General features: G+C 45.7%; 24 protein-coding genes and 1 pseudogene. 4 read left to right on the top strand and 21 right to left on the bottom strand.

Going from position 1 to position 24,512, the window contains the following annotated elements:
- Nucleotides 1-2: 2 nt before the first annotated feature.
- The 16 genes and pseudogenes from ACJJIK_RS19860 to ACJJIK_RS19785 form a co-directional block, all read right to left on the bottom strand.
- The gene (locus tag ACJJIK_RS19860; protein WP_444943669.1) at nucleotides 3-398 is read right to left on the bottom strand and encodes a hypothetical protein; all 396 of its coding nucleotides are present in this window, start codon (nucleotides 396-398) and stop codon (nucleotides 3-5) included.
- Nucleotides 399-446: 48 nt separating this feature from the next.
- Complete coding sequence (locus ACJJIK_RS19855; RefSeq protein ID WP_444943668.1) at nucleotides 447-1,358, bottom strand: zinc metalloprotease; 912 nt, start codon at nucleotides 1,356-1,358, stop codon at nucleotides 447-449.
- 862 nt (nucleotides 1,359-2,220) lie between these two features.
- Complete coding sequence (locus tag ACJJIK_RS19850) at nucleotides 2,221-3,042, bottom strand: hypothetical protein (RefSeq protein WP_444929955.1); 822 nt, start codon at nucleotides 3,040-3,042, stop codon at nucleotides 2,221-2,223.
- Between the two features lie 519 nt (nucleotides 3,043-3,561).
- Nucleotides 3,562-3,801 (bottom strand): hypothetical protein, encoded by a 240-nt coding sequence (locus ACJJIK_RS19845; RefSeq protein WP_444929954.1) that lies wholly within the window; start codon nucleotides 3,799-3,801, stop codon nucleotides 3,562-3,564.
- Between the two features lie 374 nt (nucleotides 3,802-4,175).
- Nucleotides 4,176-4,466: a hypothetical protein gene (locus tag ACJJIK_RS19840; protein WP_444943667.1), complete on the bottom strand. Its 291-nt coding sequence runs from the start codon at nucleotides 4,464-4,466 to the stop codon at nucleotides 4,176-4,178.
- A 649-nt stretch (nucleotides 4,467-5,115) separates the two neighbouring features.
- Nucleotides 5,116-5,952 (bottom strand): IS3 family transposase, encoded by an 837-nt coding sequence (locus tag ACJJIK_RS19835; protein ID WP_444943666.1) that lies wholly within the window; start codon nucleotides 5,950-5,952, stop codon nucleotides 5,116-5,118.
- A 12-nt stretch (nucleotides 5,953-5,964) separates the two neighbouring features.
- The gene (locus ACJJIK_RS19830; RefSeq protein WP_444943665.1) at nucleotides 5,965-6,297 is read right to left on the bottom strand and encodes a hypothetical protein; all 333 of its coding nucleotides are present in this window, start codon (nucleotides 6,295-6,297) and stop codon (nucleotides 5,965-5,967) included.
- Between the two features lie 730 nt (nucleotides 6,298-7,027).
- Nucleotides 7,028-7,264: a hypothetical protein gene (locus ACJJIK_RS19825; protein ID WP_444929952.1), complete on the bottom strand. Its 237-nt coding sequence runs from the start codon at nucleotides 7,262-7,264 to the stop codon at nucleotides 7,028-7,030.
- 390 nt (nucleotides 7,265-7,654) lie between these two features.
- On the bottom strand, nucleotides 7,655-7,960 hold the full coding sequence (locus ACJJIK_RS19820) for a hypothetical protein (protein WP_444929951.1): 306 nt from the start codon (nucleotides 7,958-7,960) through the stop codon (nucleotides 7,655-7,657).
- 17 nt (nucleotides 7,961-7,977) lie between these two features.
- A pseudogene (locus ACJJIK_RS19815) lies at nucleotides 7,978-8,244 on the bottom strand (IS66 family transposase); the annotation flags it as partial.
- A 269-nt stretch (nucleotides 8,245-8,513) separates the two neighbouring features.
- Entirely contained in the window at nucleotides 8,514-8,816 is a 303-nt protein-coding gene (locus tag ACJJIK_RS19810) for a hypothetical protein (protein ID WP_444943664.1), read from the bottom strand.
- 402 nt (nucleotides 8,817-9,218) lie between these two features.
- Nucleotides 9,219-9,545, bottom strand: a complete 327-nt coding sequence (locus ACJJIK_RS19805; protein ID WP_444929949.1) for a hypothetical protein — start codon at nucleotides 9,543-9,545, stop codon at nucleotides 9,219-9,221.
- 696 nt (nucleotides 9,546-10,241) lie between these two features.
- Nucleotides 10,242-10,544: a hypothetical protein gene (locus tag ACJJIK_RS19800; protein ID WP_444929948.1), complete on the bottom strand. Its 303-nt coding sequence runs from the start codon at nucleotides 10,542-10,544 to the stop codon at nucleotides 10,242-10,244.
- Between the two features lie 571 nt (nucleotides 10,545-11,115).
- Complete coding sequence (locus ACJJIK_RS19795; RefSeq protein ID WP_444929947.1) at nucleotides 11,116-11,589, bottom strand: hypothetical protein; 474 nt, start codon at nucleotides 11,587-11,589, stop codon at nucleotides 11,116-11,118.
- A 5-nt stretch (nucleotides 11,590-11,594) separates the two neighbouring features.
- Nucleotides 11,595-13,199: an RHS repeat domain-containing protein gene (locus ACJJIK_RS19790; RefSeq protein WP_444943663.1), complete on the bottom strand. Its 1,605-nt coding sequence runs from the start codon at nucleotides 13,197-13,199 to the stop codon at nucleotides 11,595-11,597.
- Between the two features lie 405 nt (nucleotides 13,200-13,604).
- A complete protein-coding gene (locus ACJJIK_RS19785) occupies nucleotides 13,605-13,904 on the bottom strand; it encodes a DUF6966 domain-containing protein (protein ID WP_444943662.1) in 300 nt (99 codons plus the stop codon).
- Between the two features lie 110 nt (nucleotides 13,905-14,014).
- Here ACJJIK_RS19785 and ACJJIK_RS19780 point away from each other — a divergent pair, with 110 nt between their 5' ends.
- On the top strand, nucleotides 14,015-14,356 hold the full coding sequence (locus ACJJIK_RS19780) for a hypothetical protein (RefSeq protein ID WP_444943661.1): 342 nt from the start codon (nucleotides 14,015-14,017) through the stop codon (nucleotides 14,354-14,356).
- Between the two features lie 183 nt (nucleotides 14,357-14,539).
- Nucleotides 14,540-15,037, top strand: coding sequence for a hypothetical protein (locus ACJJIK_RS19775; RefSeq protein ID WP_444943660.1), 498 nt, complete (start codon nucleotides 14,540-14,542; stop codon nucleotides 15,035-15,037).
- A 204-nt stretch (nucleotides 15,038-15,241) separates the two neighbouring features.
- On the opposite strand, the gene ACJJIK_RS19770 is transcribed toward ACJJIK_RS19775, so the two are convergent.
- Entirely contained in the window at nucleotides 15,242-15,634 is a 393-nt protein-coding gene (locus ACJJIK_RS19770; RefSeq protein WP_444943659.1) for a hypothetical protein, read from the bottom strand.
- A gap of 76 nt (nucleotides 15,635-15,710) precedes the next feature.
- On the bottom strand, nucleotides 15,711-16,694 hold the full coding sequence (locus ACJJIK_RS19765; RefSeq protein WP_444943658.1) for an RHS repeat-associated core domain-containing protein: 984 nt from the start codon (nucleotides 16,692-16,694) through the stop codon (nucleotides 15,711-15,713).
- A gap of 337 nt (nucleotides 16,695-17,031) precedes the next feature.
- Here ACJJIK_RS19765 and ACJJIK_RS19760 point away from each other — a divergent pair, with 337 nt between their 5' ends.
- A complete protein-coding gene (locus ACJJIK_RS19760; protein WP_444943657.1) occupies nucleotides 17,032-17,868 on the top strand; it encodes a transposase in 837 nt (278 codons plus the stop codon).
- Nucleotides 17,869-18,195: 327 nt separating this feature from the next.
- Here ACJJIK_RS19760 and ACJJIK_RS19755 read toward each other — a convergent pair whose 3' ends face one another.
- Genes ACJJIK_RS19755 through ACJJIK_RS19745 form a run of 3 tightly spaced genes read right to left on the bottom strand, consistent with a single transcriptional unit; the run spans nucleotide 18,196 to nucleotide 23,863 of the window.
- Complete coding sequence (locus tag ACJJIK_RS19755; protein ID WP_444943656.1) at nucleotides 18,196-18,576, bottom strand: polymorphic toxin type 46 domain-containing protein; 381 nt, start codon at nucleotides 18,574-18,576, stop codon at nucleotides 18,196-18,198.
- Nucleotides 18,577-18,629: 53 nt separating this feature from the next.
- Nucleotides 18,630-18,920: a hypothetical protein gene (locus ACJJIK_RS19750; protein ID WP_444943655.1), complete on the bottom strand. Its 291-nt coding sequence runs from the start codon at nucleotides 18,918-18,920 to the stop codon at nucleotides 18,630-18,632.
- Nucleotides 18,921-18,922: 2 nt separating this feature from the next.
- Nucleotides 18,923-23,863 (bottom strand): RHS repeat-associated core domain-containing protein, encoded by a 4,941-nt coding sequence (locus tag ACJJIK_RS19745; RefSeq protein ID WP_444943654.1) that lies wholly within the window; start codon nucleotides 23,861-23,863, stop codon nucleotides 18,923-18,925.
- Between the two features lie 341 nt (nucleotides 23,864-24,204).
- Here ACJJIK_RS19745 and ACJJIK_RS19740 point away from each other — a divergent pair, with 341 nt between their 5' ends.
- Entirely contained in the window at nucleotides 24,205-24,495 is a 291-nt protein-coding gene (locus ACJJIK_RS19740) for a hypothetical protein (RefSeq protein ID WP_444943653.1), read from the top strand.
- The last annotated feature ends 17 nt before the right edge of the window (nucleotides 24,496-24,512 follow it).

Here is a 24,512-nt window from a genome sequence, read left to right as displayed (position 1 = left end):
GACTATTCTAGTGGTGGCTGCCAATCAATTACTGGTTTCACCCCTTCTGTATTACACAACCAAATAATAGCCTTAACCCCAGGCTTGATCTTTCCCGCAGTATCAAAGAGGCTCCCCCAATCAGCATCCCGAAAAGTGTTGCCCCGAAGACGGAACTGCCCAAGAGTCCCCTGCCAATCCGGCATGGCAAACTTAAGAAACTCCCTTGTCCCATAGTCAGTAGAAATCCATACTTTAACTTCATCACCGGCTCTTTCAAGCCTCTCCACCGTCCCCTGCCAGGAAGTCAGTTGATTGCGATTACAAGTCACATATTCCGGAACAGCAAGTCTTTGAGCGAGCAGATCAGGACTACTGAGAAATATTAAGACAAACAATAAATATCGAGTGTTATTCATAAGTCGCTATAGAGAATAGGGGGGAGATAGCCTCCCCCCAAGAAATGATTAGAGCCCCCGATAAGTTATGCTTTGCTCGTCTGCACGGGTAGCCTGTCCCTCAGTGAACTCATACATACAGCTATCATCCGTGTAATCCATAAAGTTTGTTACCGGATCTTCCCCAGCAGCATTTCGCCCTCTGGTGCAGGTATCGCGCCCGACCGGACAGCCATATGCGGCCGATCGCTCAGCAGGCGTATCTGAAACATAATCTCCCTGACCCGAACATCCCCCCTGGAAGGTGTGATATAGGCCCAACCAGTGGCCAACCTCATGGGTTAGGGTGTCGCCCTCATTGTAGGGCGATGCGTCTCCACCAGGCACCGAACCCGTTAAAATAATAACGCCATCATCCAGAGGATCGGAGGAATAGCTGCTTGGGAAGGTGGCCCAACCGAGTAAGCCACCTTCGAGCTCAGCGACATAAATATTAAGATCAGAAGCATCACCTTCGCGCAAAGAAGACTTCATCGAACGCTCAGCTGAAGAGTTATAACCAACATTGTACCAAGAGTTATTAGCCGTAACCGAAGTAGAAACCAGGTTGAATGTAAATGGCGTATTTGCATAAGCATCATTTAGCACGGCCATTTGAGCATTGATTTCTCTATTGGAAAGGGCGCCATTATTAGCGGTATCAGTAATCACGTGAAAGTATACATCAACAGTTACTGACCCATTAGGACGCAATGTGTGAGCCACACTGCTGTCACTCGAGATTCCACGCAGTGTAGTAAAGTGCTGCTCTTTCAATACAGCCTCCTGAATGGAAGGGTGATCTGTTCCACAGCGTTTTAGCCCACTATTATTAGCAGCCTCAACAGTGGAAACACTTTGAGCAAAACCAACAGCGGATGACGCAAACACACATAGGGACAAAGCAGCCTTTGCCGAGATACTGGAAATAGCCTTTCTCATAACTTGGACCTTAATTTTATTATTAAATTACACTCCCCATAAGAGCCCGCCAACTTTCCACGCTCAGACAGATATTTGTCAATAGAACTAATTCTTAAACTGATAATAATGTCACCAAACCCTTTAACTCGGCGGAACATTCAACAAAACAATTAAAAAAAACAATCCGCTCAGCAAAAACCTGAAAAACAAAATCATGGTCACAAAAAAAATAGTTACAAATGAAATTTATTTTCAGGACAAGTATAAGCGAACACTCACGCACACCAAAAGCAAAACACCAACCAAAAAAACATCTAAAAAAATCAACCGAGAAAACTTAAAACCTTAACTCAAATCAATATCAATTATTATTTCAACAAGAGAAGTGCCTTACCCAGGGCTACCCCATATAAATCGGTGCAAAAACAAACAAAACAGACCTAAAATAGCTATCCCCTTTGATGGGCAGAATGTTTTTTAACAAAATTTAAAACACCAAAAAAAGTCGGCCATTTCTAGGCTATTTAATCTGTCACTGGGATAGCTCCCCGAAATCCATTAAGAGCCAAGTAATTTAAGGGTAATTTCTAGTCACGGGAAGCAGTATCTGGTTTTTTTTAAAATGTTCGCATAATAAAAGATACCGCATTGAAATATTACCCCCCTATAGTGTACTAACTTAATGCATGCATATAGCAGGCGGACCTTGATTTAAGGAACAGCCACCAGCGCAGTATTTAATGGCTGCCGCCTTATCGAAACAACAGGAACCTTCAAGTATTTTCTAAAACCTCTGCGGTCATTTATCCTGCCGTATTTCTGCTTTGCAAGCTGGTTCACCGTGGAGGTAAGACGACCTTGACAGATCTGTAAATAGCCTTCACTCAAGGGTGTATTCGTAGAACCCCTGGGCACGTAATCGCGCAATATTAAGCGCATACCCTCTACTATTTATCCATGTGTCGATCCATTCTGCACGCCGGTGCGCATCGGTAATATATTTAGAAAATTCTTCTAGCTTCTCCTGTATACAGTCGTCATCTGCATTAAAGTTATTGCTAGTCACTTCAGCAGCGGCAGTATTAATAAATGCACCGATCAGTTCCGGGCTCTGCGCAAATGCCTCCACCAATTCAGAATGATAGCCCTCCACCAGATCCTCGCCGCACTGGCCATTGGCGGTGGTTGCTCGACAGGCCAATATCTTGAGGGTGTCTTTTGTAAAACCGTGCTGCTGAATAATTCTCTCTATCTGATAGGCTTGGTGCACCTCATGATCCAGGTCCGAAAGAAGTAGCAAGTCGGTATATAGAGGGATGTATCTGGCGTTGTGTAGGCATAGGATTGCAGCCCCAGCCTGGGCCAGATGATTTTCATAATCTTGCCATATAACAATGCCGTTATTTCTTGAATAACGAATGATATTCTCAATAAAGACAATGGCTTTTGCAGTCAAGCTCTCGTCCCTACAAAAGTGCTCAAATAGCTCTTCTTCGTCAATGATTTTTTCTGGTATACGAGTTTCCACCGCATAATATAGTTGATTATAACGAGTCAACTTATAATCAACGTTACTATCTATCGAATAGGAGTAATCAACCATTTTGTCGGCGATAAAGTGTAAGTTATCTAAAACATTAATATTGCAGACTTCGATTGTGAGACAGAGCCCATCATTCTTAGCAGATAAATCAGTACGCATAAGCTATTCTTAAGGCCTTTTAGGGGGGGGAACTTCAGAGTATTACATATTACAAGACTTCGGACAGTTTTGGGGAGAAAATTTGGGGTGCCGTGGTGGAGCCCATGGGCTGACACTGAGAGAATAAAATTTTCCAAAGCTAATTAATGCAGTAACCGCCGATGAAAGATACAATTAAAACAGTTTTTGCCCAAATCTCCAATGTTGGTCTTACCCAGCAGAAATTTATACTGACTCTATTGACCTCATCAATGATCTTTCGGGGCAAGGCGACATATCTAAATATGGGCAGATTCAGATCCTCAAGTGAAGGGCGCTATCGACTCTGGTCGCACAGAGACTTTGACTTCACCCAGTTTAACACAAAACTATTATTAGTGAATTCCAGGCTGATCATGAGTGTATTACTGCTATCGATGCCAGTTTCATCAACAAATCTGGCAAAAAAGCTGATGGATTAGAATCGTTTTTACACCAACTTATATGGGACAGACCTGACTACTCATACCATTCGTTTTTTCACCCAGGAAAAACTGACGGGATAACCCTTCTGCCTTTATAAAATTCTTTATTTTGCTGAAATTCCAGCGCTAACTTAGCAGCTTCTTCTTGACCAATTGATACTCTAGTAATTTCTTCTTCCGTTAGCTTCACACAAATATCAACTTCAAATGCCCCTCCAGAAAAAAAAGTTAGGTACCAATCAGTATCATCCTGAACCAATAAGTATGAATAAGGCTCTTTAAAAACTATTTTCATCTTTTCTCTTCGCACTATCAGTTGCATCAGAAACACTCATTTTCTTACAGGCTCCCATCTATGGGTGTCTAGAACTTGCCTGCATTCATTTGTCTAAAAAATACTCTGCAAATCAAAAAAGATGTCTATTTTACTCGTTTTTACATATGGGGCAGCCCTGGAGGGAATCGGAACTTAGCGACACGTGTTGCCTGCTCTTTCATTGCGTGAGCAACTACTAAATCATTTCTTACCTTAAGCCAAAACCTTTAAAGCTTGATCAGTAAGAGATACTCTATGACTATTTACATAGCTTAAAATTTCGGTTCTTTCATTATCAGAATATGAAGCAAATGTACTTTTAGGCCATATGTTAAATTTATTGAGACAGCTCTCTAAATATCTCTTTTTTTCCCATCAGATAATTTCTCTGAAAGCACTCTCGGCAACAGTTCATACAATTTGATATTGTATGAAGAGCTAAGCCAGAAAAAACCAGGCAATAATCTTTCATCAATAACCTTATAGACTTCATAAAATGCCTCTAGAACATCTTTAGTGCTTGAGACAATTACAAACCTCTCTTTAAAGTCATCGTACCCCTTAAATTCTTCAAGTTTTGTATTTTTGACATATTTATAATTCCCCTCTAAAAGGTCCTTTAGGTTTCTTGCAAAATTATCCATAACCACTCCAGAATTGGTCTTATGGGTAGATTAAGTCGAGTGACTCCTTGTACCTTACCCCCTATAGTCACCCAATCTTTCATTGTACGCTGCCGTGCGCCCCCGACAGCCCCAGGATCACTAATATCATTCAAATAAGAAGGGCCTTTCCCAGAAATCTGTAACATACCCTTACTATTAGAAATAGTCTATATCAATTCAATAGCTAGCCACTTTATACACCCTATAATCGTCTCAACCTAGTACAGAATATATTCCTGTAACTTTTCTATCCTCAACTATATTTACACCCTCAACATTTTCGTGGAATACCATATATTTACCAACTAATAGTGATCAATTCTTACTATTAATCCAGCGGGCATATAGTGATGATATAATACAGACATAAAAAAAGAAGATGCACGGTATCTGTCAACGTAGTTGTCGCGTTTAAGGTATCAGCTCTTTAACAATTTTCCGGATTCAGAGTTACCAATTCCGACAAGCTGATGTTTCTGGTTTCTCCTGACCAGCGGCGGGGGTTCTTGGCCTTCGCAGCCTCAAGCACCGCTTTGCGCTGGATCAGTATCTCGTGAGCTTCGCCATTATGGCGCTGCTCAGGTGTCACGTAGTTCAAGCCACTGTGGCGATGTTCGGTGTTGTACCACTAAACAAACGTCAGTACCCAGTTCCGAGCTTCATCGATTGTTTTGAAGCCAGTTACCGGGAAGCCCAGCCGGAACTTCAGCGTCTTGAACAATGACTCAGAGTAAGCATTCTCGTTACTCACCCGGGGACGGCTGTTCGAGGGCGTTATGCCAAGGTCGTACAGTTTCTCCAAGAAGGTCGCCGCCTTCATGGGGCTGCCATTATCGGAGTGCAGTACAAGAGGCTTCTTCTTGGCTGCCAGGTGCTCCCGCCAGTAGGCTTTCTCGATAAACTCACAAGCCAACTCTCCTGTCTCACGCTCATACACTTCATGGCCGACGATTTTCCGGCTGTAAACATCCATGACCAGATACAGGTAGCACCAGGTTCCGCATGCTGGCCCCGGCAGCCACGAGATATCCAAAGACCACAGGTAATTTGGCTCTGAGGCTTTGTGTGTGGTCACTGCTCGCTTTTTCTCTGGTGCCTTCTGCCGGCCTCGGCAGTGAACCTGATCATGCTCTCGTAAAACTCGATAAAGTGTCGATTCAGAAGCGAGGTAATGGCCCTGATCCAGCTGGTCGGCAACAATAAATGCTGGCGGGCAGCTTCGGTATTCAGGTTGGTTACACAGGGCTACCACGGCTTGACGCTCCTTGGCGGTCAGCTTGTTCGATGGCTCCGGCCTGGGCACCACGGGCCTCTGATCTTCTCTGACAACCGCATCAGTGGTCCAGCGTTGATAGGTGCGTAAGCTCACGTTCAGCAAGGCACAAGCCTTAGCCAGCCGGGCTCCGCTGCGATTGGCTTCGGCAATCAGGGCAATGGTTTGCTGGCGATCTGGAAGGCTGGTCATTCGTCCTCATCTTTATGGCCCCAGATCGCCTCGGCTTTTTTTTGACAGTGTGAGCAGCGCAGCGGTTTCTGCGAGCGCCTTCTCCTTGCGTTGCAGCTCTGCCTCAAGCTTTTTAATACGCTTTTTCTCGGCCTTACTGGCTTCCTGGTTGCACTTCGACTGCTCGTCAGATACAGCATTAGCTGACATGCAGGTCGCTTTCCAGGCCTCAATCTGCTCGGCAAAAAGGCCGTTTTTGCAGCAGTATTCACTGAGTTCCGCCTCAGTCATCGGGGCGGTCTCAAGGACGATTCTGAATTTTTCTTCGCTACTCCAGTTTTCGGGAGTGGCAGAGTTGGACGGCAAAACAGCACCTCGTTGTCTAGCGGCTTTGCGCCAATTGTACAGGGTGGCGGTACAGAAAAATTCTGGACCCCCATCAAGTAGAAAATATAAACCGCCAATTCTATTGGCATGATCCCATGCAAGTACTCGACAGCACGATTACCGCCCTTTTATCCAAAAGCAGCGACTTCCAAAATCTAACCAGAAATTCCCAGTATTTCATTTCCTTTACCTGTAAACCAAAGAGAAAGAGCCGCCAGATGGTCAGCTAGCCCTATTGCCGGCACCACCCTTCAGTCTTTGGCTGTCCTAGATCTTCCTAGATCTTCATTTTTGGCTGTCCTAGATATTAAGATCTTGCTTGTCCTAGATCTTGTTGCCTAACTGGCTTCGCCGGACCTAACCCGTGCGGGACACGCACGAATCGCCTACAGGATCTACCGAGTTCCGCGCAAAAGACATCAATACATGCATCAGGTCAACAGACTCCGGAGACCGATGTAGATACTCACAAGAAACGTATCCACCTCTGTTGCCTTCCCCATCACCCAACAAGGTCAGCGATCTCAAATCTTGTTTTCGGAGCTCAATACTGAGCCTGTATCTTCCCCTGTCAACGCTTAACACTGGCCGTTACCGAACAGCGCCCATGACTCGGGGCCCCAGCGGTTTGCTAAACCTTACCGGGTAGAGGGCTTTCACCTCCAATCTTTTGCCGATTTATCTCGGCGCACTGGGTGTCCAGAACTGTTTATTTTAAATCCTTTTTAGACACAAAAATTTTCGTGATACATTCCTTTCCATCAATAATATTTGTTTCAACTTGAATATTCTTAAGGTTGGCTATCTGGTCGTAAACAAAAGGGTTCATACCATCAACTGAATGCTTTGCCTCACATAACAAATAGCGATTCCCATCATCATCGCAAAACACAAATGAAAAAATCTCACCACCTTGAGAGCCAGAAAAACTTACGCGCTTTCTCATAATTATTTAACCTTCTTCGGGTTTGAATAGGAAACTTTACCCGTATTTTCTGGCAACCAGAATTGCGTTAGAATCTGGGTTCCTCCTCCTTTATATAACTTTCCTGAACGCGATGATTGTGGACCAACTTCACCCAAGAGCACTTTGGAACCCTTGCCAATCTGAACATCAACTATATTGTCCATAGTGTTATAAACCGACTTACCATGCTCATCATAAAATGGACTTAACGGATCAGAGACTGGGCCACTGGCTTTGTTTAGACGTAACTTTTGCAGCCGCCCCTGAGGGTCGTAGTCCCGCTGACTCTCCAGGCCATTACCGTGCTGACGCTGACTCTCCCGACCCAGTTCATCGTGACTGATGCTGGTAATCAGCTGATCGGCATCACTACCCGCCGGGCGGCGGAGTTGAAGGCCTCAATCTATGGGTGTCCAGAAATGTTCCTCTCAATCTACCAGGTTTTTGAATCAGCAGATCATCAACTTGTCGACTCCGACACTTATCAACAAATTCCAAAGCATTATTCAAATCCATTTTATATAATTCATATGCATCTTTTGTAATTTCATAGTACTCCTCATAGTCTGCATACTCATTTCTCACCGGTATTGACACATAAAACCTCCTCGAGTCTTCCTCAATACCGATAGAAAATCGTTCTGCCCTATTAACCGCTACATCAGTAAATTTCATTGCTATTCCTAAAGTAACTATCCAGCACTAATTTCAAAAGCTTTGAATTTTTCCAGTAAAAATCCAGGCCACTCTCCATTAAATAGTTGTGTTAATGCTTCTCCAGGGGCAATGTCATTTTTCTGGCAAGTCAAAAGGTAAGAGCGGATAAGACAGAAGGCTCTTGCGCCTTCTTCAGAGCGAAAGCAACCCGAAATCTTTTGCTGTACCTTAGTCATTCGAAGATCTCGCTCCCCCTGATTATTAGTGAACGGTACTTCAGCACGCTCCATAAAACGAAGGACCCTTCAGTCTTCGGCTGTCCTAGATCTTCCTTTACCTACTTCTGCTTAATGTAGCGGCCCCTAAAGAACCTATTTATTTCTTTATTATTTGGAATCAGATTAAGTAGATTAATCATAAAAATCTTCGGATACACTTAGAAGTTGGAATGCGACCACCTGATTCACTTGTGTTATTATTGTGTGCAAACATTCTCTGCGCCCACAAACCAGTTTCACCTTTTGCTTTTCCTCCTGGGCTCCCGTCCCCCTTATATAGTCGGATTTTCAGTCTACGCCCCCAAATCGAACGAACCACAAGCGTTTTTCACCATAACTTCTGATACATGCATTTCATTAAGAAAATTTTGATTGTAATTTGAAGAACACTCTAGATAACTTCGTGCACAGTTAAGCAACGCCAACAGTTTCCGCCTCTGACCCGAAGAACTACCATTTTTGACAACCGACTCCAGTGCTTCCTCATATTTCTGAAGATACTCTCGAACAGTATCTTCATCTGACTCAACAAGTTTAGCGCTAATAGCCTTGATTGTTTTTTCAAGCTGCTCAATAAGTTTTTTATCTTTAGCCAAAGAAACACCTTTGATAGCCACCTCCAAATAGAAAGCCCCCTAATACCTATATGCCATTTCTCCGACCAACCTTCTAGCATTAAGATTTGATCGCCCCACTGCAACATCGCAAAGCCAATTAGCCCTCCATAGAGGGTTTAGCACAGCTATATTTTTATTCGCTCTGATTTTATTTCTTAGCATTACTATTATTAGATACCTTAGACTGCTTATTTAAAGTCAAAAGCCCCCACTTTTTCAGAAACTATTAACATAGTGATCCCCACCGGAGTGCTTGCACATTAAATTTGGCACAAGAGTTCGACAACGGCACTCAAACTTAAATTGGATTTGGTTATTTTTTCTATATAGCGAAAAAATGACACAAAACTCTGGATACTACAGCCTGGGGAGCCTTAACTTTTACAACTTGGACTTTACAGACAAAACTATCCACTCAAAAAACTCTAAAGAATCTTTATAATCCCCCAGATAAGGAGCTATAGCACAGCTATAATTAATACATAGCAGCAATTCTTCAATGCTAGAGCTAGATGCCTTACCTTCTTTAAACTCTGAGTTGATAAACTTCCACAAGCTTCTAGCCTTGCCAGCATATTCATCCCCCCATAGCTCTTGGAAAAGGCTAGTAGGATCAAAAGATCTGGCAAAGCAGTCATAATCAGCCACACCCGCATTCATCAAAGGTAACTCTTCAAGGGTTGGCCGCATTTTTAACTCATTATTCATAATAATTAAACCAAGTGTGTTAAAAAAAGAATAGACGCACCTCTAGCCTGATCTCTGCCAACTATCGGGACAACCATCAAAATCAGCTAAAATATCGCTTTCAGCAATCAAGCCATAAAGGTACTCGGCAGAAAAACTATCAATCCTGATGATATATTTTTCCTTTAAAATAGACTTCGTAGGAACACTCTGAATCTACAACTTTACCCCAAGCCATAAGATTATCAAACATATTCAATCTTCACCTCATATTTCCTATTTCAGCTTACATAAACCTGTCTTGATGACCCTATAATTTACCCGCATGTTCCCGCACCATCCAAATCGATGCTTTACCTTAGACACACTAACAAGCTGGCAACACTCAATACCACCGAATACACTTTAGATAAGCCGAAAGCGAATTGAGGTAAAAACTATTCAACAACCTGCATTCAAATATGTGCGGCCGCCTACATGGGGGCCGACAGGGCCTTCTCAATAAACGCTGGGTACACGGGCCTACACTTCCTCTCAGCCACTCCGAAGCACTCGATAGCACGATTGACGCTCTTTTACTTTTACAATAAAGAGGAAGAAAGGCCAGAAAGGAGATAACGCTACCCTCCCGCCTCTGGATGTCCCAGCTCCCAAACCTATGGACACCCAAAACAAGCGTTTACTATGAGTGTTTAGAACTGCTTACTTATATATTTCTTAGGTCAACGGGGCGCCAGGGAGTTGCTTCGACACTTCCCGAAAAACACCCAAAATTTTTTTCAAAAAAAATATAATATCTTCATCCTTTTGCCTAAGATTCGGCAGAATCTCTTCAAAATTTAAATTTGGCTCATTAAGAAGCCAAACCGCTGCCTTTTTGCAGCGCTCCATCTCACTGAAGTTATAGTTTTTGCAAATATACTTATTTAACGCTTCATATTTTTTCTCATCATGAACATCTGGTATATAATATAAGAAATATAGTACAGCACCGATGCCTTCTGGCTTCCTATTTTTCATTAAAAATCCACCCAATCTTCGGGTATGTCATCGCCCAGTTTCCACTCATCTGCATCTCTAAACCTTTTATGTGGTGTTGGCTCCAGAGCCGAGCCATCATCTTTCCAACCAGATCTCATGACCTGGTTCAAGTGATTATGATCAACACTCCTATCTTCTAGCTATTTGCCAGAGAGGGGATAGCGCTATCCTCCCATTTCTGGATGCCCTAGGCTCCCCAATCTATGGACGTCCAGAACCAGGGGTATGATCTATGGGTGTCCAGAAATGTTCTTTCCTGGGTACACGGCATAAGCGACTGCCGACGTCTCCTCTCAGCTACGCCCTGCTAATCTACTCCTGCCTCAAGTACTAAACAGCACGATTACCGCCCTTTTATCCAAAAGCAGCGACTTCCAAAACCTAACCAGAAATTCCCAGAATTTAATTTCCTTTACCTGTAAACCAAAGAGAAAGAGCCGCCAGATGGTCAGCTAGCCCTATTACCGGCACCACCCTTCAGTCTTTGGCTGTCCTAGATCTTCACTGGTGGACAGGATTAAATACATAGGTAGATATTGTACCCAACGTGCTACCCCTTCTCAGCTCCTTCTAGAATTTTTTTTAAAATTTTGTTTCCTTTGCGATAGGCAAAATCAGCATGTGTGTTTAATTTATCCTTATACTGGCTTAAATCACCCGCTTTCTTAACCCCTAACAAGTAATCTTTTACAAGAGTAGACTCCAAAGAATCTAGTTCTAAAAATAAATTTGACCCTGGCAATTTATTGGCATTTTTCTGAGCCACATATGATGAAAAATTTGCAAGAAAGTGAAACAAATCTGATTCTGTAGGAGATAAGCCCTTTATAAAATCAATAAAAGCATCGTCGAACTTCTTACCATTCTCTGGGGATGCTTTCAAAAATGTATTCACATGACCACTTATATTCGCCCCATGTAAATGCCCTTCGTAATCAGGACTTGGGACAAAGTAGACGCCACGCCCCCTAAAGAAGCAATTTGTTTCTTTGTTATTTAGAGCCACTTCAAATAGATTAACCATAAAACTCACCGAATACGCTTAGAATTTGAAAAATGATTCATTAGTTCATCTACACTATTATCGTGTACGATATTCTCAGCCCCTATTAAAGCAGCCTCACTAGTCCCACCTTTAGTTTTTCCTCCAGGTATCCACTCTCCCTCATATGCACCGTCTTCACGACCATCAGGAATGTCATAATCAAACCTTGTATCCCCAGGCTCTACTACCACATAAACTATCTTCTCATCACTCAAATCCACATTACCTAAGCTCAGCTCATCCCTTAAAACAGTCCAATCACGACCAGATGACTCGTATTTTTCAATGACAGCATCCATTTCAGATCGCAAACCTACAAATTTACGTGGAGGAAGATTTGTAAATTCTGGGTTTTCCATCCAACCTTGAACAGCAATAAATCCAGCCCCTTCATTCTGAAAACTATCTAAATGAGCATTAATGTAGGACTGCGGCAAGTAAGTTGATGGATCTGGTCGTTTAAGCTTTTCAGTGCGGCTACCCATCGCAGCGACTTCTTTCATTTTTTGATATGACTTAGCCGCTTCTGAACTATTTGCAAAGTACCCTTTAGTGTTTCTCTGAAACTCATTCCAAGAATTCACTGGAGGACAATCTTTACTAGTTAGTCCGTAGGGATCTATCCAAGTTACTGGATTCGGTACATACCTATAATTATTCGCCCCACCCAGCAACCCAATCGGGTCCTGCTGAGTAAACCCCCTAACTTCTGGATCATAATACCTAAACCGATTGTAGTGTAGCCCGGTCTCTTCATCGAAGTACCGTCCCTGGAAGCGAATCGGTTGCTCTATCCGATGTTCATGGGCTAAAGCAATATTGCCATAGCTCTTATAGGCAACACTCCAAACTACTTTACCTTCCTGATTGGTAAGGGTGTCAGGCGTTCCCAGATGATCCAGGTGGTAGTGGTAAACCTGCCCTTTCTCTTGCTTGCCTTCCTTTAACGCAACCGGCTTGAAAGTACCCGGTTCAAAGTAGTAGGTCCGAGTATTCAGGTCCTGCCGAGTTTGGATATCAGCTTTATTTTCATGAAGTAGGACATCCCCATCCCAGAGGAAGCTGGTTTGTTCACTGTTAGTTGCCTTGCCAATACGACGGCCGAGCGGGTCGTACTGATAGTGAGTCTCCTGCTGAAGCTGTTCTGCCCCTTCTTCCAGTTTGAGCTTTTCTACCCGCACCAACTGTTGACGAGTATTGTAGTGATAGCGGGTTTGCAGCTTCTGCCCTTTGCCACGCAGTTCGGCAATGCGGTTGCCATGAATATCGTAGCGGTAGTGGGTATCACCACGGAAAGCTAAGCGATTGCCTTTGATCTGAGTGGCATTGGCCTGTTGTTTCGCTTCATCTTTTGAGTTGGCGGCGGCGAGAATATTGTGTGTGGGATCGTGCACAAAATATTCGGGGTTAGGGCCATCAACTTGAGTAAGGCGGTCTAGGGCGTCGTAGTGGTAGCTGCGAGTGCCGCGCAGGCTGTCCTCGATCTTGGCAATCTGACCGGCTTTGTTGTATTGATAGCCGCGCTCCAATATGGAATTTGTATTTTGGGTTGGATCAGAGACTGGGCCACTGGCTTTGTTTAGACGCAACTTTTGCAGCCGCTCCTGAGGGTCGTAGTCCCGCTGACTCTCCAGGCCATTACCGTGCTAACGCTGACTCTCCCGACCCAGTTCATCGTGACTGATGCTGGTAATCAGCTGATCGGCATCACTACCCGCCGGGCGGCGGAATTGAAGGCCTCAATCTATGGGGGCCTCAATCTATGGGTGTCCAGAAATGTTAATGGGTGTCCAGAAATGTTAACACCCTACAATTGGGGGGGGGGCAGGGGCACGCGTTCCTAGTGGTCCATGCGGTAAGTAATATTACTTAAGGAATTGTATTTTCTTTCTTTATGCGTGATTTTTATGTTTAATTTTTTACAGCTAGAAAGTCATTAGTTACACAATTAACCGCATGGACCACTAACCCTCTAAAACTTGAGTAAAAAAACATCACGGGTGGAAAATACTCCAAACTTCATCTATCAAACCCTCAAAATACTGATTAGATTTTTTACGTTCTTGAAAATCATCTCGCCAAATCATAAAGTCTGAAAAACTCCCATTGCCAGCATACATAGACTCAAAAGTTTCACTTACTTTCTTTATTTTCTCGGCACAATCCCCATCCTGAGAGTCTATTTTCCTAATGATCAAGTCAATTCCGTTTATCCAGTTTGATTCGCCTTCAGCAACCAAAACATCTCTTATTTCTGAGAAGAGAGCTCTCAATCTCTGTAACTTTTTATTCAAGGTTATTTCCCTCCAATTGGAGATTCAGATACAACTTCAACTCCTTCAATATCCCAAGGAGTCTGCACAAAAATTTTTGATTTATTCTGGCCTCCTAAGTAAAATGTTCCATGGGTATCCAGAAATGTTCCCCACTGGTGGGCGGGGAGCGCCGGGATATGCCTAAAGGCTTGCCTTTTCAGCTGGATCACTATTTAGAGCTGGTAGACTGGAGTGGCCGGCAGCTTCATCCTAAAAAGCGCGGCGCTATTTCCGAGAACATCCCACCTATTTTAAATCGGCTGGGTATTTCGCCAAAACACTGGCTCTATCTAAACCGCAATTTTGAAAGCCGCTTTAAACGCTTGGTGGGCTCGGCGGAAGCGGTACGCCAGGTCTGTGCGCAGCAAAATAAACGCTGGGTACACGGGCTGCGCGATTGTCAACGCTTTCTTAGCCCCACCCCCTGCTAAATTACAAAAATCCGCTTCTCAGCTGCCCCTAGATTCCATCGCTCCCGACTCTACTCTCCCCTAATTCCTTACGAGCGCCCCAAAAGATCTTTTAACGCCAAACTACCATCTATTTTGAGAAAGATATACCAGCCACCAAGTAGTGGCGCAAAAATTTTTTCCTAGATTCCGATTCTCCATTCTTTGGATGTCCAGGAATGTTTTGTTCTGGATGAAAGTGCCCTCGCCGCCTGTATGGCTTATGTAGACCTCAATCCGATCCGTGCCAATATTGCCAAGACACCTGAAAAGTCTGATTACACTTCGATTCAACAGCGTATTCGTGCGGCAGTCTCAGGTAAGCAGCCCAAAAATCTACTTCCGTTTGTCGGCGGTGAGCGTTTGAATATGCCGAAAGGGCTACCTTTCCAGTTGGATCACTATTTGGAGCTAGTGGACTGGAGCGGCCGGCATTTAGACCCCAGAAAGCGAGGTTGTATTGCCGAAAACACGCCGCCTATTCTGGAGCGGCTCGGTATTTCACCCAAGCACTGGCTCTATCTCAGCCGGAACTTTGAAAGCCGCTTTAAAGGCTTGGTGGGATCGGTAGAGGTTGTACAAAAAGTTTGTGCTCAACTCGATAAACGCTGGGTACACGGTATAAGCGACTGTCGGCGCCTCCTCTCAGCTACGCCCTGCTAACCTACCCCGGCCTCAAGTACTCAACAGCACGATTACCGCCCTTTTATCCAAAAGCAGCGATTCCCAAATCCTAACTAGCAATTCCCAGCATTTCAGCTCCTTTACCTGTAAACCAAAGAGAAAGAGCCGCCAGAGAGGGGGCTAGCTCTATTGCCGGCACCACCCTTCAGTCTTTGGCTGTCCTAGATCTTGCTGTCATTCTCTTTAAGCTCCTTCAATCTCCTTAATCAAAGAATCAGCCATTTGGTGCCCAGAGTTTAAGGCTTTTTTAGCCCAAATTAAAGCTTCGACTTTTTCACCCCCCCCCATTAATTTTATAGCGTAATTATACTGAGAATTCACATCACCCAATTCGGCACACTTCTCTAGCCAATACGCTTCTTTATTTTCATCCCACCGTGAGAATGAATAATAATTTAACATCTTTAATGCAGCCTCTAAATTACCGCTTTCTGCGCGGTCAAGCGTCTCTTCCAGCTCACCTTTCTTAATTGAACATATTGAACCGGTAGAAACTGGCTGACCATTAGATTTGTCTGAATTCACCAAGAAATGTGGGACATCAATTGGTTTAGGATCTGGTGGATCTATAGGCATAATCACCCCCTTCAATTAGTAGGTTTATATAAATAAAACTGACCTGGCTGATTGTAATCAATATTATCGTCAGGAGTTATCCCCCAGGCTTCTGTCCGGCCATCAGGCCAATACCAAAGCAAAGCAAAGTATCGGGTGCAGCAACATCTGTATTGAGCTCATTCGCTAACTGCTGAGCATAGCAGTTCCTATTAGCCTTATAGTTACCAGTATTACAAGAATATAAATAAACCTGCATATTTGGCTTATACTTAGAGCTTGACTGAATAATTTTAGCCAATTGTGATGGGCTCAACCTATCCCCATCCTGATTCACAATCGTGTTAGGATTACCATGCCCACCAACAATAAAGACACTTTCATTGTTAGGCACATTTTTTGCCGAAAAATGTATTTGTTCATTCGTAGAAAATAAATTCAGATCAACACCTTTGAATGTATCTGTCAATGGATCATAGTTTTCAGGGGGACAATCCTTACTAGTTAGTCCAAATGGATCTACCCAACTTACTGGATTAGGGGCATACCGATAATTATTCGATCCCCCCAACAACCCAATCGGGTCCTGCTGAGTAAACTCCCCTACCTGCGGATCATAGTACCTAAACCGATTGTAGTGTAGCCCTGTCTCCTCATCGAAGTACTGCCCCTGAAAGCGAACTGGCTGCTCTATCTGGTTTTCATGGGCTAAGGCAATATTGCCATAGCTCTTATAGGCAACACTCCAAACTACTTTACCTTCCTGATTGGTAAGGGTGTCAGGCGTTCCCAGATGATCCAGATGGTAGTGGTAAACCTGCTCTTTCTCTTGTTTGCCTTCCTTTAGCGCAACCGGCTTGAAGGTACCCGGTTCAAAGTAGTAGGTCCGAGTATTCAGGTCCTGCCGAGTTTGGACATCGGCTTTCTTTTCGCGAAGCAGGACATCGCCATCCCAGAGAAAATTAGTGTATTCACTGTTGGTGCTCTTACCAATACGGCGGCCGAGCGGGTCGTACTGGTAGTGAATCTCCTGCTGAAACTGCTCTACCCCTTCTTCCAGTTTGAGCTTTTCTACCCGCACCAACTGCTGCCGACAGTTGTAGTGATAGCGGGTTTGCAGCTTCTGCCCTTTACCGCGCAATTCTGGTAATTCTGCGGTAATTCTGGACACCCACCAAACAGAAAGTATAAACCGCCAACCCTATTGACAAAAGATTGAAACCCCACAGAATACTGGATATTTATACACACAAATGCGCGTGTAACCGATGACTCTACCGCGAAGCACCCAGATATCTCTTGATGCAACACCGTACTATCACTGTGTCTCCCGCTGTGTACGGCGTGCATTTCTCTGTGGCAGAGATACTGAATCCGGAAAAGATTACGAGCATCGGCGCGAATGGATTGAAAGCCGTATGCATAAATTAGCCGAGGTGTTTGCGCTAGATATTGCCGCCTATGCAGTAATGAGTAATCACTACCATATTGTGCTCTATATCGACACAAAATCGGCTAACAAGTGGTCTCTTACAGAGGTAATTACTCGCTGGAAAAAACTCTTCAAAGCCTCTAGCTTGGCCCAACGCTATCTTCAGGGTGATACCCTCGATCACGCTGAGGAAGACAGGCTAAAAGAAGTCGTTTTCCTATGGCGGGAGCGTCTAATGGATATCAGCTGGTTTATGCGCTGTTTAAATGAATCTATCGCCCGTCGGGCCAATGCTGAAGACAACTGTACCGGCCGCTTTTGGGAAGGCCGGTTTAAGTCTCAGGCTTTACTGGATGAAAGTGCCCTCGCCGCCTGTATGGCTTATGTAGACCTCAATCCGATCCGTGCCAATATTGCCAAGACACCTGAAAAGTCTGATTACACTTCGATTCAACAACGTATTCGTACGGCTGTCTCAGGTAAGCAGCCCAAAAATCTACTTCCGTTTGTCGGCGGTGAGCGTTTGAATATGCCGAAAGGGCTACCTTTCCAGTTGGATCACTATTTGGAGCTAGTGGACTGGAGCGGCCGGCATTTAGACCCCAGAAAACGAGGTTGTATTGCCGAAAACACGCCGCCTATTCTGGAGCGGCTCGGTATTTCACCCAAGCACTGGCTCTATCTCAGCCGGAACTTTGAAAGCCGCTTTAAAGGCTTGGTGGGATCGGTAGAGGTTGTACAAAAAGTTTGTGCTCAACTCGATAAACGCTGGGTACACGGTATAAGCGACTGCCGACGTCTCCTCTCAGCTACGCCCTGCTAATCTACCCCTGCCTCAAGTACTAAACAGCACGATTACCGCCCTTTTATCCAAAAGCAGCGATTTCCAAAACCTAACCAGCAATTCCCAGCATTTCATCTCCTTTACCTGCAAACCAAAGAGAAAGAGCCGCCAGATGGTCAGCTAGCCCTATTGCCGGCACCACCCTTCAGTCTTTGGCTGCCCTAGATCTTCTCACTCCAGGCCATTACCGTGCTGACGCTGACTCTCCCGACCCAGTTCATCGTGACTGATGCTGGTAATCAGCTGATCGGCATCGCTACCCGCCGGGCGGCGGAATTGAAGGCCTCAATCTATGGGGGCCTCAATCTATGGGTGTCCAGAAATGTTAATCTTAAGTACATCAACTTTTTGAGTAGTTCGATATGGGGTCTGTATCTTTGGTTCAACAACCTGTAGAGCACGGTTAAATCCATCTGGATTTATCCCTAACTCTGTAGGCAAGGTATCTGCACTCAAGGAATAATAATTACCCTGAGGTGCACCTCTCGTCTGGAATTGGAACAGCTGCTTACCACTATTAATAGTTACGATATCCACTGGCTGTGTGAAATCGATCCCTGACAAGTGAGATGGAATATCTACTTCATCAAAGCCCTGTGACTTGTAGAAGTTGAAAGCAGTTTCCTGTCTTCCCCTAACATTAATACCGGTATGCAGATCGCCAGTCCGGCCGGCCATACTTCTCATTCAAATATGCACGACGAGCCGCCGTAGCATCAACACTGCTGTTTGGAACAACACTACTTGGCTTCTATGAACGCTTTTTCCGCTTTTACAATTTCCTCAGCTAGTTTTGAATCAAATGGCCAGCTATCTGCCACCGCACGCGAAAGACCTAAATTTCGCTGACTCTTTTCTGGTAAAGAATCCGAACTCAAAGTGTCATAAATTTTCTGAAGCTTTTGTCTAAAAGCTTCCTTCTGTACCTTGGGTACATTAACCAGTTTAGGATCTGGAGAGCTAGATAGCTCTCCGTCCAAGGCTTCAATGGCAGATTTGACTAGCTTTACTGCATGCTCCACTGAACTCATCTCTATGGCTCCAATAAATCGTTTAGGTCTAATATATATTTCTGAACTTGACTACCTTCAACACCTACACCCATTGAAGATGCACGCCCTTCAAGAATTGTTGTCTTAGGCTTAATTTGAAATTGCTTCATGTAAGTCATTTGATTCCATTCAGGTTTCAATGCCAGATTTTGTCTTGAAGCTGGAAAAGTCTCAAATAGATAACGGCCTTTTTCCCACGCATTCACATTGTCGAAATACCTGATACCGAATTCACTATCCGTAGCCTGCCTCACATTGAGAGTCTTAATATCAAAGCTCTCTAAAACTTGCTTTCTGAATTCTCGTGGAACTCCAGCATCTTTTAAGACCTGAGATGCCTCCCTAACCCCTGAATACCTTTGTCCTAAAACACTCTCTAATTCAGGCGTAGATATATTGTCAATCTTGTTTGGAACAAAACCCTTCTGTACTTGCGGCCCAGCAATAGCATTAATTTGCCTATACGAGTCTTCCTTCGCTGCCGTTAACCCCGACGGGTCTACCCATTCAACCGGATTAGGCACATACTGATAGCTATTCGATCCACCCAACAACCCAATCGGGTCCTGCTGAGTAAACTCCCCTACCTGCGGATCATAGTACCTAAACCGATTGTAGTGCAGGCCAGTTTCTTGATCGAAGTACTGCCCCTGAAAACGAATCGGCTGCTCTATCTGGTTTTTATGGGCTAAAGCGATATTGCCATAGCTCTTATAGGCGACACTCCATACTACTTCACCTTCCTGATTGGTAAGGGTATCCGGCGTTCCCAGATGATCCAGGTGGTAGTGGTAAACCTGTTCCTTCTCTTGCTTGCCTTCCTTTAGTGCAACCGGCTTGAAGGTACCCGGTTCAAAGTAGTAAGTCCGAGTATTCAGGTCTTGCTGGGTGTGGATATCAGCTTTATTTTCACGAAGCAGGACATCCCCATCCCAGAGGAAATTGGTGTATTCACTATTGCTGCTCTTACCAATACGGCGGCCGAGCGGGTCGTACTGGTAGTGAATTTCCTGCTGAAGCTGCTCAACGCCTTCTTCCAGCTTGAGCTTTTCTACCCGCACCAACTGTTGGCGACAGTTGTAGTGGTAGCGGGTTTGCAGCTTCTGCCCTTTGCCGCGCAATTCGGCGATGCGGTTGCCATGAATATCGTAGCGGTAGTGGGTATCACCACGGAAGGCTAAGCGATTGCCTTTGACTTGAGTGGCATTGGCCTGCTGTTTGGCTTCATCCTTTGAATTGGCGGCGGCGAGAATATTGTGTGCAGGATCGTGCACAAAATACTCGGGGTTGGGGCCATCTACCTGGGTGAGGCGATCTAGGGCGTCGTAGTGGTAGCTACGCGTGCCACGCAGACTGTCCTCAATTTTAGAAATCTGGCCAGCTTTGTTGTATTGATAGCCGCGCTCCAATATGGAGTTTGTAATGGAGTTTGTACTTTGGGTTGGATCAGAGACTGGGCCGCTGGCTTTGTTTAGACGTAACTTTTGCAGCCGTCCCTGAGGATCATAATCTCGCTGGCTTTCCAGCCCATTGCCGTGCTGGCGCTGGCTCTCCCGGCCCAGTTCATCGTGACTGATATGGGTAATCAGCTGATCAATATCAGTGCCTGCGGGGCGGCGGTGCAGGCTTTGGAATTGGCCGGCGGGGTTGAAGGCGAAGTTGAGGACTTCGCCATCGGGCAAGGTTGTGGCGATACGGTTACCAGTGGCATCGTATTGATGGGTAAGCTTCTCTTTGCCCTGCCAATCCGCAGTGACGCGGCCGTTGGCATCGTATTCCCAGCGCAGTTTGCGCTGGCTATTTTCCGCTTCGATTAGCTGACCGCTGCGGTTGTAACGGAAATTGGTAATCCCATCTGGAGTCACTTCTTCCAACATACGCCCGAAGGGGTCGCGTTCAAAGATGGTATCGATACCCTTGCCGGTATCAGGATCAGTTACCGCTCTTGAAGCGATCAGATGGCCGGCGCGGTTATAGGCATAGCGGGTTACGCGGCCGTCGAAGCCCACTTCTTCAATCAGACGTTCGTTGAGGTCATATTTAAGCTGGTAGCGCTCGCCATTTTCATTGGTGAGGCCAACCAAGTTGCGCTCGCCATCGTAGTGGTATTCCAGGCGGCTGCCATCTGGATTGGTGCGCACCTTAACCTGGCTGAGGCCGTCATAGGCGTAGCAGGTAGTGCGGCCTTCGGAGTCAGTAATTTCGGCAAGCAATCCTTGGGCGTTGTAGCTGTACTGGGTGCGGGCACCATCTGGGGTAATAACCGCATGGATACGATCCTGAGAGTCGTATTCGTAGCGGGTGACTTGGCCGGGGGCGTGTTGTACTTCTTGCAGGCGGCGAGCCATATCATAGCGATAGTGCTGGCTGCGGCCCATGGGGTCTTGGATTGCTGCCAGCCTGCCTTCCGGGTTCCACAGGTAGCGGGTGGCATTGCCGAGGGGATCGGTAACGCTGCCGATCAGACCGACCGGGTTATAGCTGTAGCGGGTGCTGTTGCCGAGGGCATCGGTGGTGGCAACGATCTGGCCGTTTTTGTTGTATTCGCGCTGCCAGGTATTGCCAGATGGGTCGGTGACTTTGCCTGGCAAACCTTCGCTGTTGTATTCAATGCGGTGGCTATTGCCGGCGGCATCGGTCTTTTGTACTAGGCGCCCCTGATCATCGTACTGATAGATCTCTTCGCGCAGGCTGCCATCATCGCTGGGCAGCTGGACCTTGGTTACCTGACCCAGCTCGTTGTAGCTGTAGAGCATCTCTGCACCTTCGGGGTCGCGGTGATAAATCGGTAGGGCGCGCTCATTAAAGCGGAATCGCTCCTCGCCACCACGGGTATCCGTCACCGTAACTCCGTGGCCATCCTCGTCCCAAGCAAATGCGTAGTTGTAGGTGGCCTGGCCATCGATGGGGTCGCCCCATTGGCGTATGCAGCGAGCGGAGGGGCCCTCTCTATCCCATTCAAAGTAAAAGCGGTAGCCGGTTTTTAAGGTGCGCTTAGAGATGACATGTTGCTGGTATTCATAGTGCTCACTGTAGCCATCCGCATCGGTGGCTTTTATCAGGTCGCCTTCGTCACTGTATTCGTACTGAGCCAGTATTTTAATATGGCCATCGCGAGTTTCTTTTTTTAGCTCACCCATGCGTAGGCTGTTGCGCTGCCCTTCCGGTGGGCTGATATGCAGGGCTTCGCCGAGACTGCTCTCAATACAAATCAGGCGTTTGCCAATATAGTGGAACAGGTAGTAGTTGCCGTAGCCATCGCGAATTTCAGAAAGCTTTAGAGTGCCACTCTCGCCTATTGCCTTGAAATGTTTTTGTACGCCATTTAAGGCGCCGTAGGGACTGATCACCCAGTGCTCATCGCTTACTTGGGTGAGGGAAAGCTTTTCCACCACATTGTGGCTGCGCCCGCTATTGCCCGGTGCCGGTAAACTAATTACCCGACCTTCGGCATCGTAAAACTTTACGGTTTTATTACCTGGAACCAGGCGCTCGTTTAAGGTGTGTGCCCAGCCGTGGCCCAGACCAAAATCCTCGCTATTACTACTGCGATAAGATCGAGTCAGAGTTAATGGTAGCGGGCCATCCAGCACCGCATCCACCAGGGATAAAAACTCCTCCCCGGTTTTCAAGTTGATTGGATCACCGCTGTGACAGGAGTCATCTGCACAGGGGACAACCTCACCTTCAGGTGTCTGCCCCACTGTAGCAGTTGCGTTGTCAGGCTCGTTGCTATCGTTCGCTTGACTATTCTGAGTACTATTTGAATTACTGCTGGCGCTACTGTCGGAATTGCTATTGCTTTGATTACTGCTGGAACCACTAGAGCTTCCAGAGCTGGAACTACTGGAAGAGGGGCCGCCAGAACTCTCGGGCACGGCAGCCTCAGTGGAGCTAAAGTCAGAAAAGCTGGCGCTGCCGCCCTTGGCCCCTTTTTCCTTGGAGTCCAGCAGTCGCTGTTTTTTCAGCTTGGCTAAATCCAACATTAGCTCGCCAACCTTTTCAAACGACTTCAGCAGGCGCGCATTTTTAACCATCGCCGCAGCGGCACCGACACCGCCGGCAAGAACAATCGTGAGAATAATCTCAAAGGCACCACCACCGGCCATTTCGGTCATTTCCAGGCTGTGCTGGGCTTTTACATAATCTTGGGCAAAGCGGAAAATAATATCGCGCAGGGCTGGGTCATCGTAAATAAGCTGGGTAACATCCAGAGCCAGTTCCAGCTGCTGCCGGGTGATCGAGGAGGGATCAAAGCCGAGAACATCGACGATTTCCCGTTGCAAGGCAGTGACATTCTCCCGGTGAGACTCTTCAAAGCTCTTGTCATGTAGGAAGTAGTCCGCTGTGGCAACTCCCAGCTTATGGGATTGGCGTATGGGATTGAGCATCAGCGCTACTTCAAGCACATCTTTGGTCCACACCGCCAGGCCCCAGGCGGCATTGCCCAAACCTGTGGCCCCGCTTTCAATATAGGCGCCCACTTTTTCCAGAGTGGAGCGCTGTTCGTGTTGCCGCTGGATCTGGGCCGCTTCGGCGCGCTCTTGGGCGATAATTTGCTGTAACCCCAGACGGATTTTAACGATTAAGTCCGTTTGCTGGTTTTCCTGTGCCGCAATAGCAGCGGGCGCCTGTTCGATAATTAGGCGATTCTGTACCAGAGCATGGTAAATTTCCCGCGCATGGATAGATAAATAGCTCGGGGGCTCGGATGCCGGCTCTGAAAACGGCGTGCCGAAGGTGCTGGCTTGGAGGCCGTTATTGAGAGGGAAGAAATGAGTGTAAATCTTCTCAATAACGGCATCGTCGAACATAGAAAGTAAATGGCTGGCATCCACCTGCATCGGGAGTGCAACTGAATCACCCCCCACTGTCCTGACTTCGTACTGGATACCCTGCTTATTTTCAACACGTAGCTGCATAATAATTCTTTAAATACTCACGTCTAGGAAAGAGTAAATTCAGTTCATAGTGACCTAAGGGCCAGCGAGGCACCCCTGGGCGATGGAACAATCGAATTTATTCATTAGACTCAACTCCAGGAATTGGAGCCCAGCGGTCACAAATAGGTGACTACTTCAAACAAAGCCGGTGTCGATTAAATTCGAAACGTTAAGACCTGCCAACAACACACCATTACAAGAGGAGCCCACTGAAGAAAATATTCTTAGGAAAATAAGCACTATTAAGTACTATCGCCCTATAAAAATATTAACTATTAGATTTTTCATTCTCCCCTATTGGGGGCAAATGAAAAACCTTTGTGGCGCCAAATAAAACACGGGGCGGAGATCTATTTTGCGAGATTACCGCAAATTATATGAAGGTGGTAGATAATAAAGCGGTAAGACAGGAGCAAGAATATCTTGGGGGAGGAGGGGTAAAACTCAACTATAAAATTAATCTAAGCTTATTTTCGATAATTTTTTACTATATAGAAACAAATAGCACCGCCGTATTAGAAAATCATCCTTTAAATCGACTTTGCAATGCAAGTATTATTCATTTACTGAATTGTTTTTTATTAGGAGAATTAACAGCCAAGGATCGATAAAAATATTTAATTGAAGA

The sequence above is a fragment of the Microbulbifer regidiadema (SeqCode) genome, from assembly GCF_052466995.1.
The sequence above is the reverse complement of the archived record's forward strand: the minus strand, read 5'-3'. Positions and strand labels throughout refer to the sequence as shown.

Excerpts from the sequence above, each read along its gene's own strand:
- ACJJIK_RS19780 (WP_444943661.1), top strand. The coding sequence starts at position 14,015 with ATGGGTATCCAGAAATGTTCCCCACTGGTGGGCGGGGAGCGCCGGGAT.
- ACJJIK_RS19820 (WP_444929951.1), bottom strand. The coding sequence starts at position 7,960 with ATGAAATTTACTGATGTAGCGGTTAATAGGGCAGAACGATTTTCTATC.
- ACJJIK_RS19850 (WP_444929955.1), bottom strand. The coding sequence starts at position 3,042 with ATGCGTACTGATTTATCTGCTAAGAATGATGGGCTCTGTCTCACAATC.
- ACJJIK_RS19745 (WP_444943654.1), bottom strand. The coding sequence starts at position 23,863 with ATGCAGCTACGTGTTGAAAATAAGCAGGGTATCCAGTACGAAGTCAGG.
- ACJJIK_RS19795 (WP_444929947.1), bottom strand. The coding sequence starts at position 11,589 with ATGGTTAATCTATTTGAAGTGGCTCTAAATAACAAAGAAACAAATTGC.
- ACJJIK_RS19805 (WP_444929949.1), bottom strand. The coding sequence starts at position 9,545 with ATGAATAATGAGTTAAAAATGCGGCCAACCCTTGAAGAGTTACCTTTG.
- ACJJIK_RS19825 (WP_444929952.1), bottom strand. The coding sequence starts at position 7,264 with ATGAGAAAGCGCGTAAGTTTTTCTGGCTCTCAAGGTGGTGAGATTTTT.
- ACJJIK_RS19760 (WP_444943657.1), top strand. The coding sequence starts at position 17,032 with ATGCATAAATTAGCCGAGGTGTTTGCGCTAGATATTGCCGCCTATGCA.
- ACJJIK_RS19845 (WP_444929954.1), bottom strand. The coding sequence starts at position 3,801 with ATGAAAATAGTTTTTAAAGAGCCTTATTCATACTTATTGGTTCAGGAT.
- ACJJIK_RS19800 (WP_444929948.1), bottom strand. The coding sequence starts at position 10,544 with ATGAAAAATAGGAAGCCAGAAGGCATCGGTGCTGTACTATATTTCTTA.
- ACJJIK_RS19840 (WP_444943667.1), bottom strand. The coding sequence starts at position 4,466 with ATGGATAATTTTGCAAGAAACCTAAAGGACCTTTTAGAGGGGAATTAT.
- ACJJIK_RS19835 (WP_444943666.1), bottom strand. The coding sequence starts at position 5,952 with ATGACCAGCCTTCCAGATCGCCAGCAAACCATTGCCCTGATTGCCGAA.
- ACJJIK_RS19860 (WP_444943669.1), bottom strand. The coding sequence starts at position 398 with ATGAATAACACTCGATATTTATTGTTTGTCTTAATATTTCTCAGTAGT.
- ACJJIK_RS19855 (WP_444943668.1), bottom strand. The coding sequence starts at position 1,358 with ATGAGAAAGGCTATTTCCAGTATCTCGGCAAAGGCTGCTTTGTCCCTA.
- ACJJIK_RS19770 (WP_444943659.1), bottom strand. The coding sequence starts at position 15,634 with ATGCCTATAGATCCACCAGATCCTAAACCAATTGATGTCCCACATTTC.
- ACJJIK_RS19750 (WP_444943655.1), bottom strand. The coding sequence starts at position 18,920 with ATGAGTTCAGTGGAGCATGCAGTAAAGCTAGTCAAATCTGCCATTGAA.
- ACJJIK_RS19755 (WP_444943656.1), bottom strand. The coding sequence starts at position 18,576 with ATGAGAAGTATGGCCGGCCGGACTGGCGATCTGCATACCGGTATTAAT.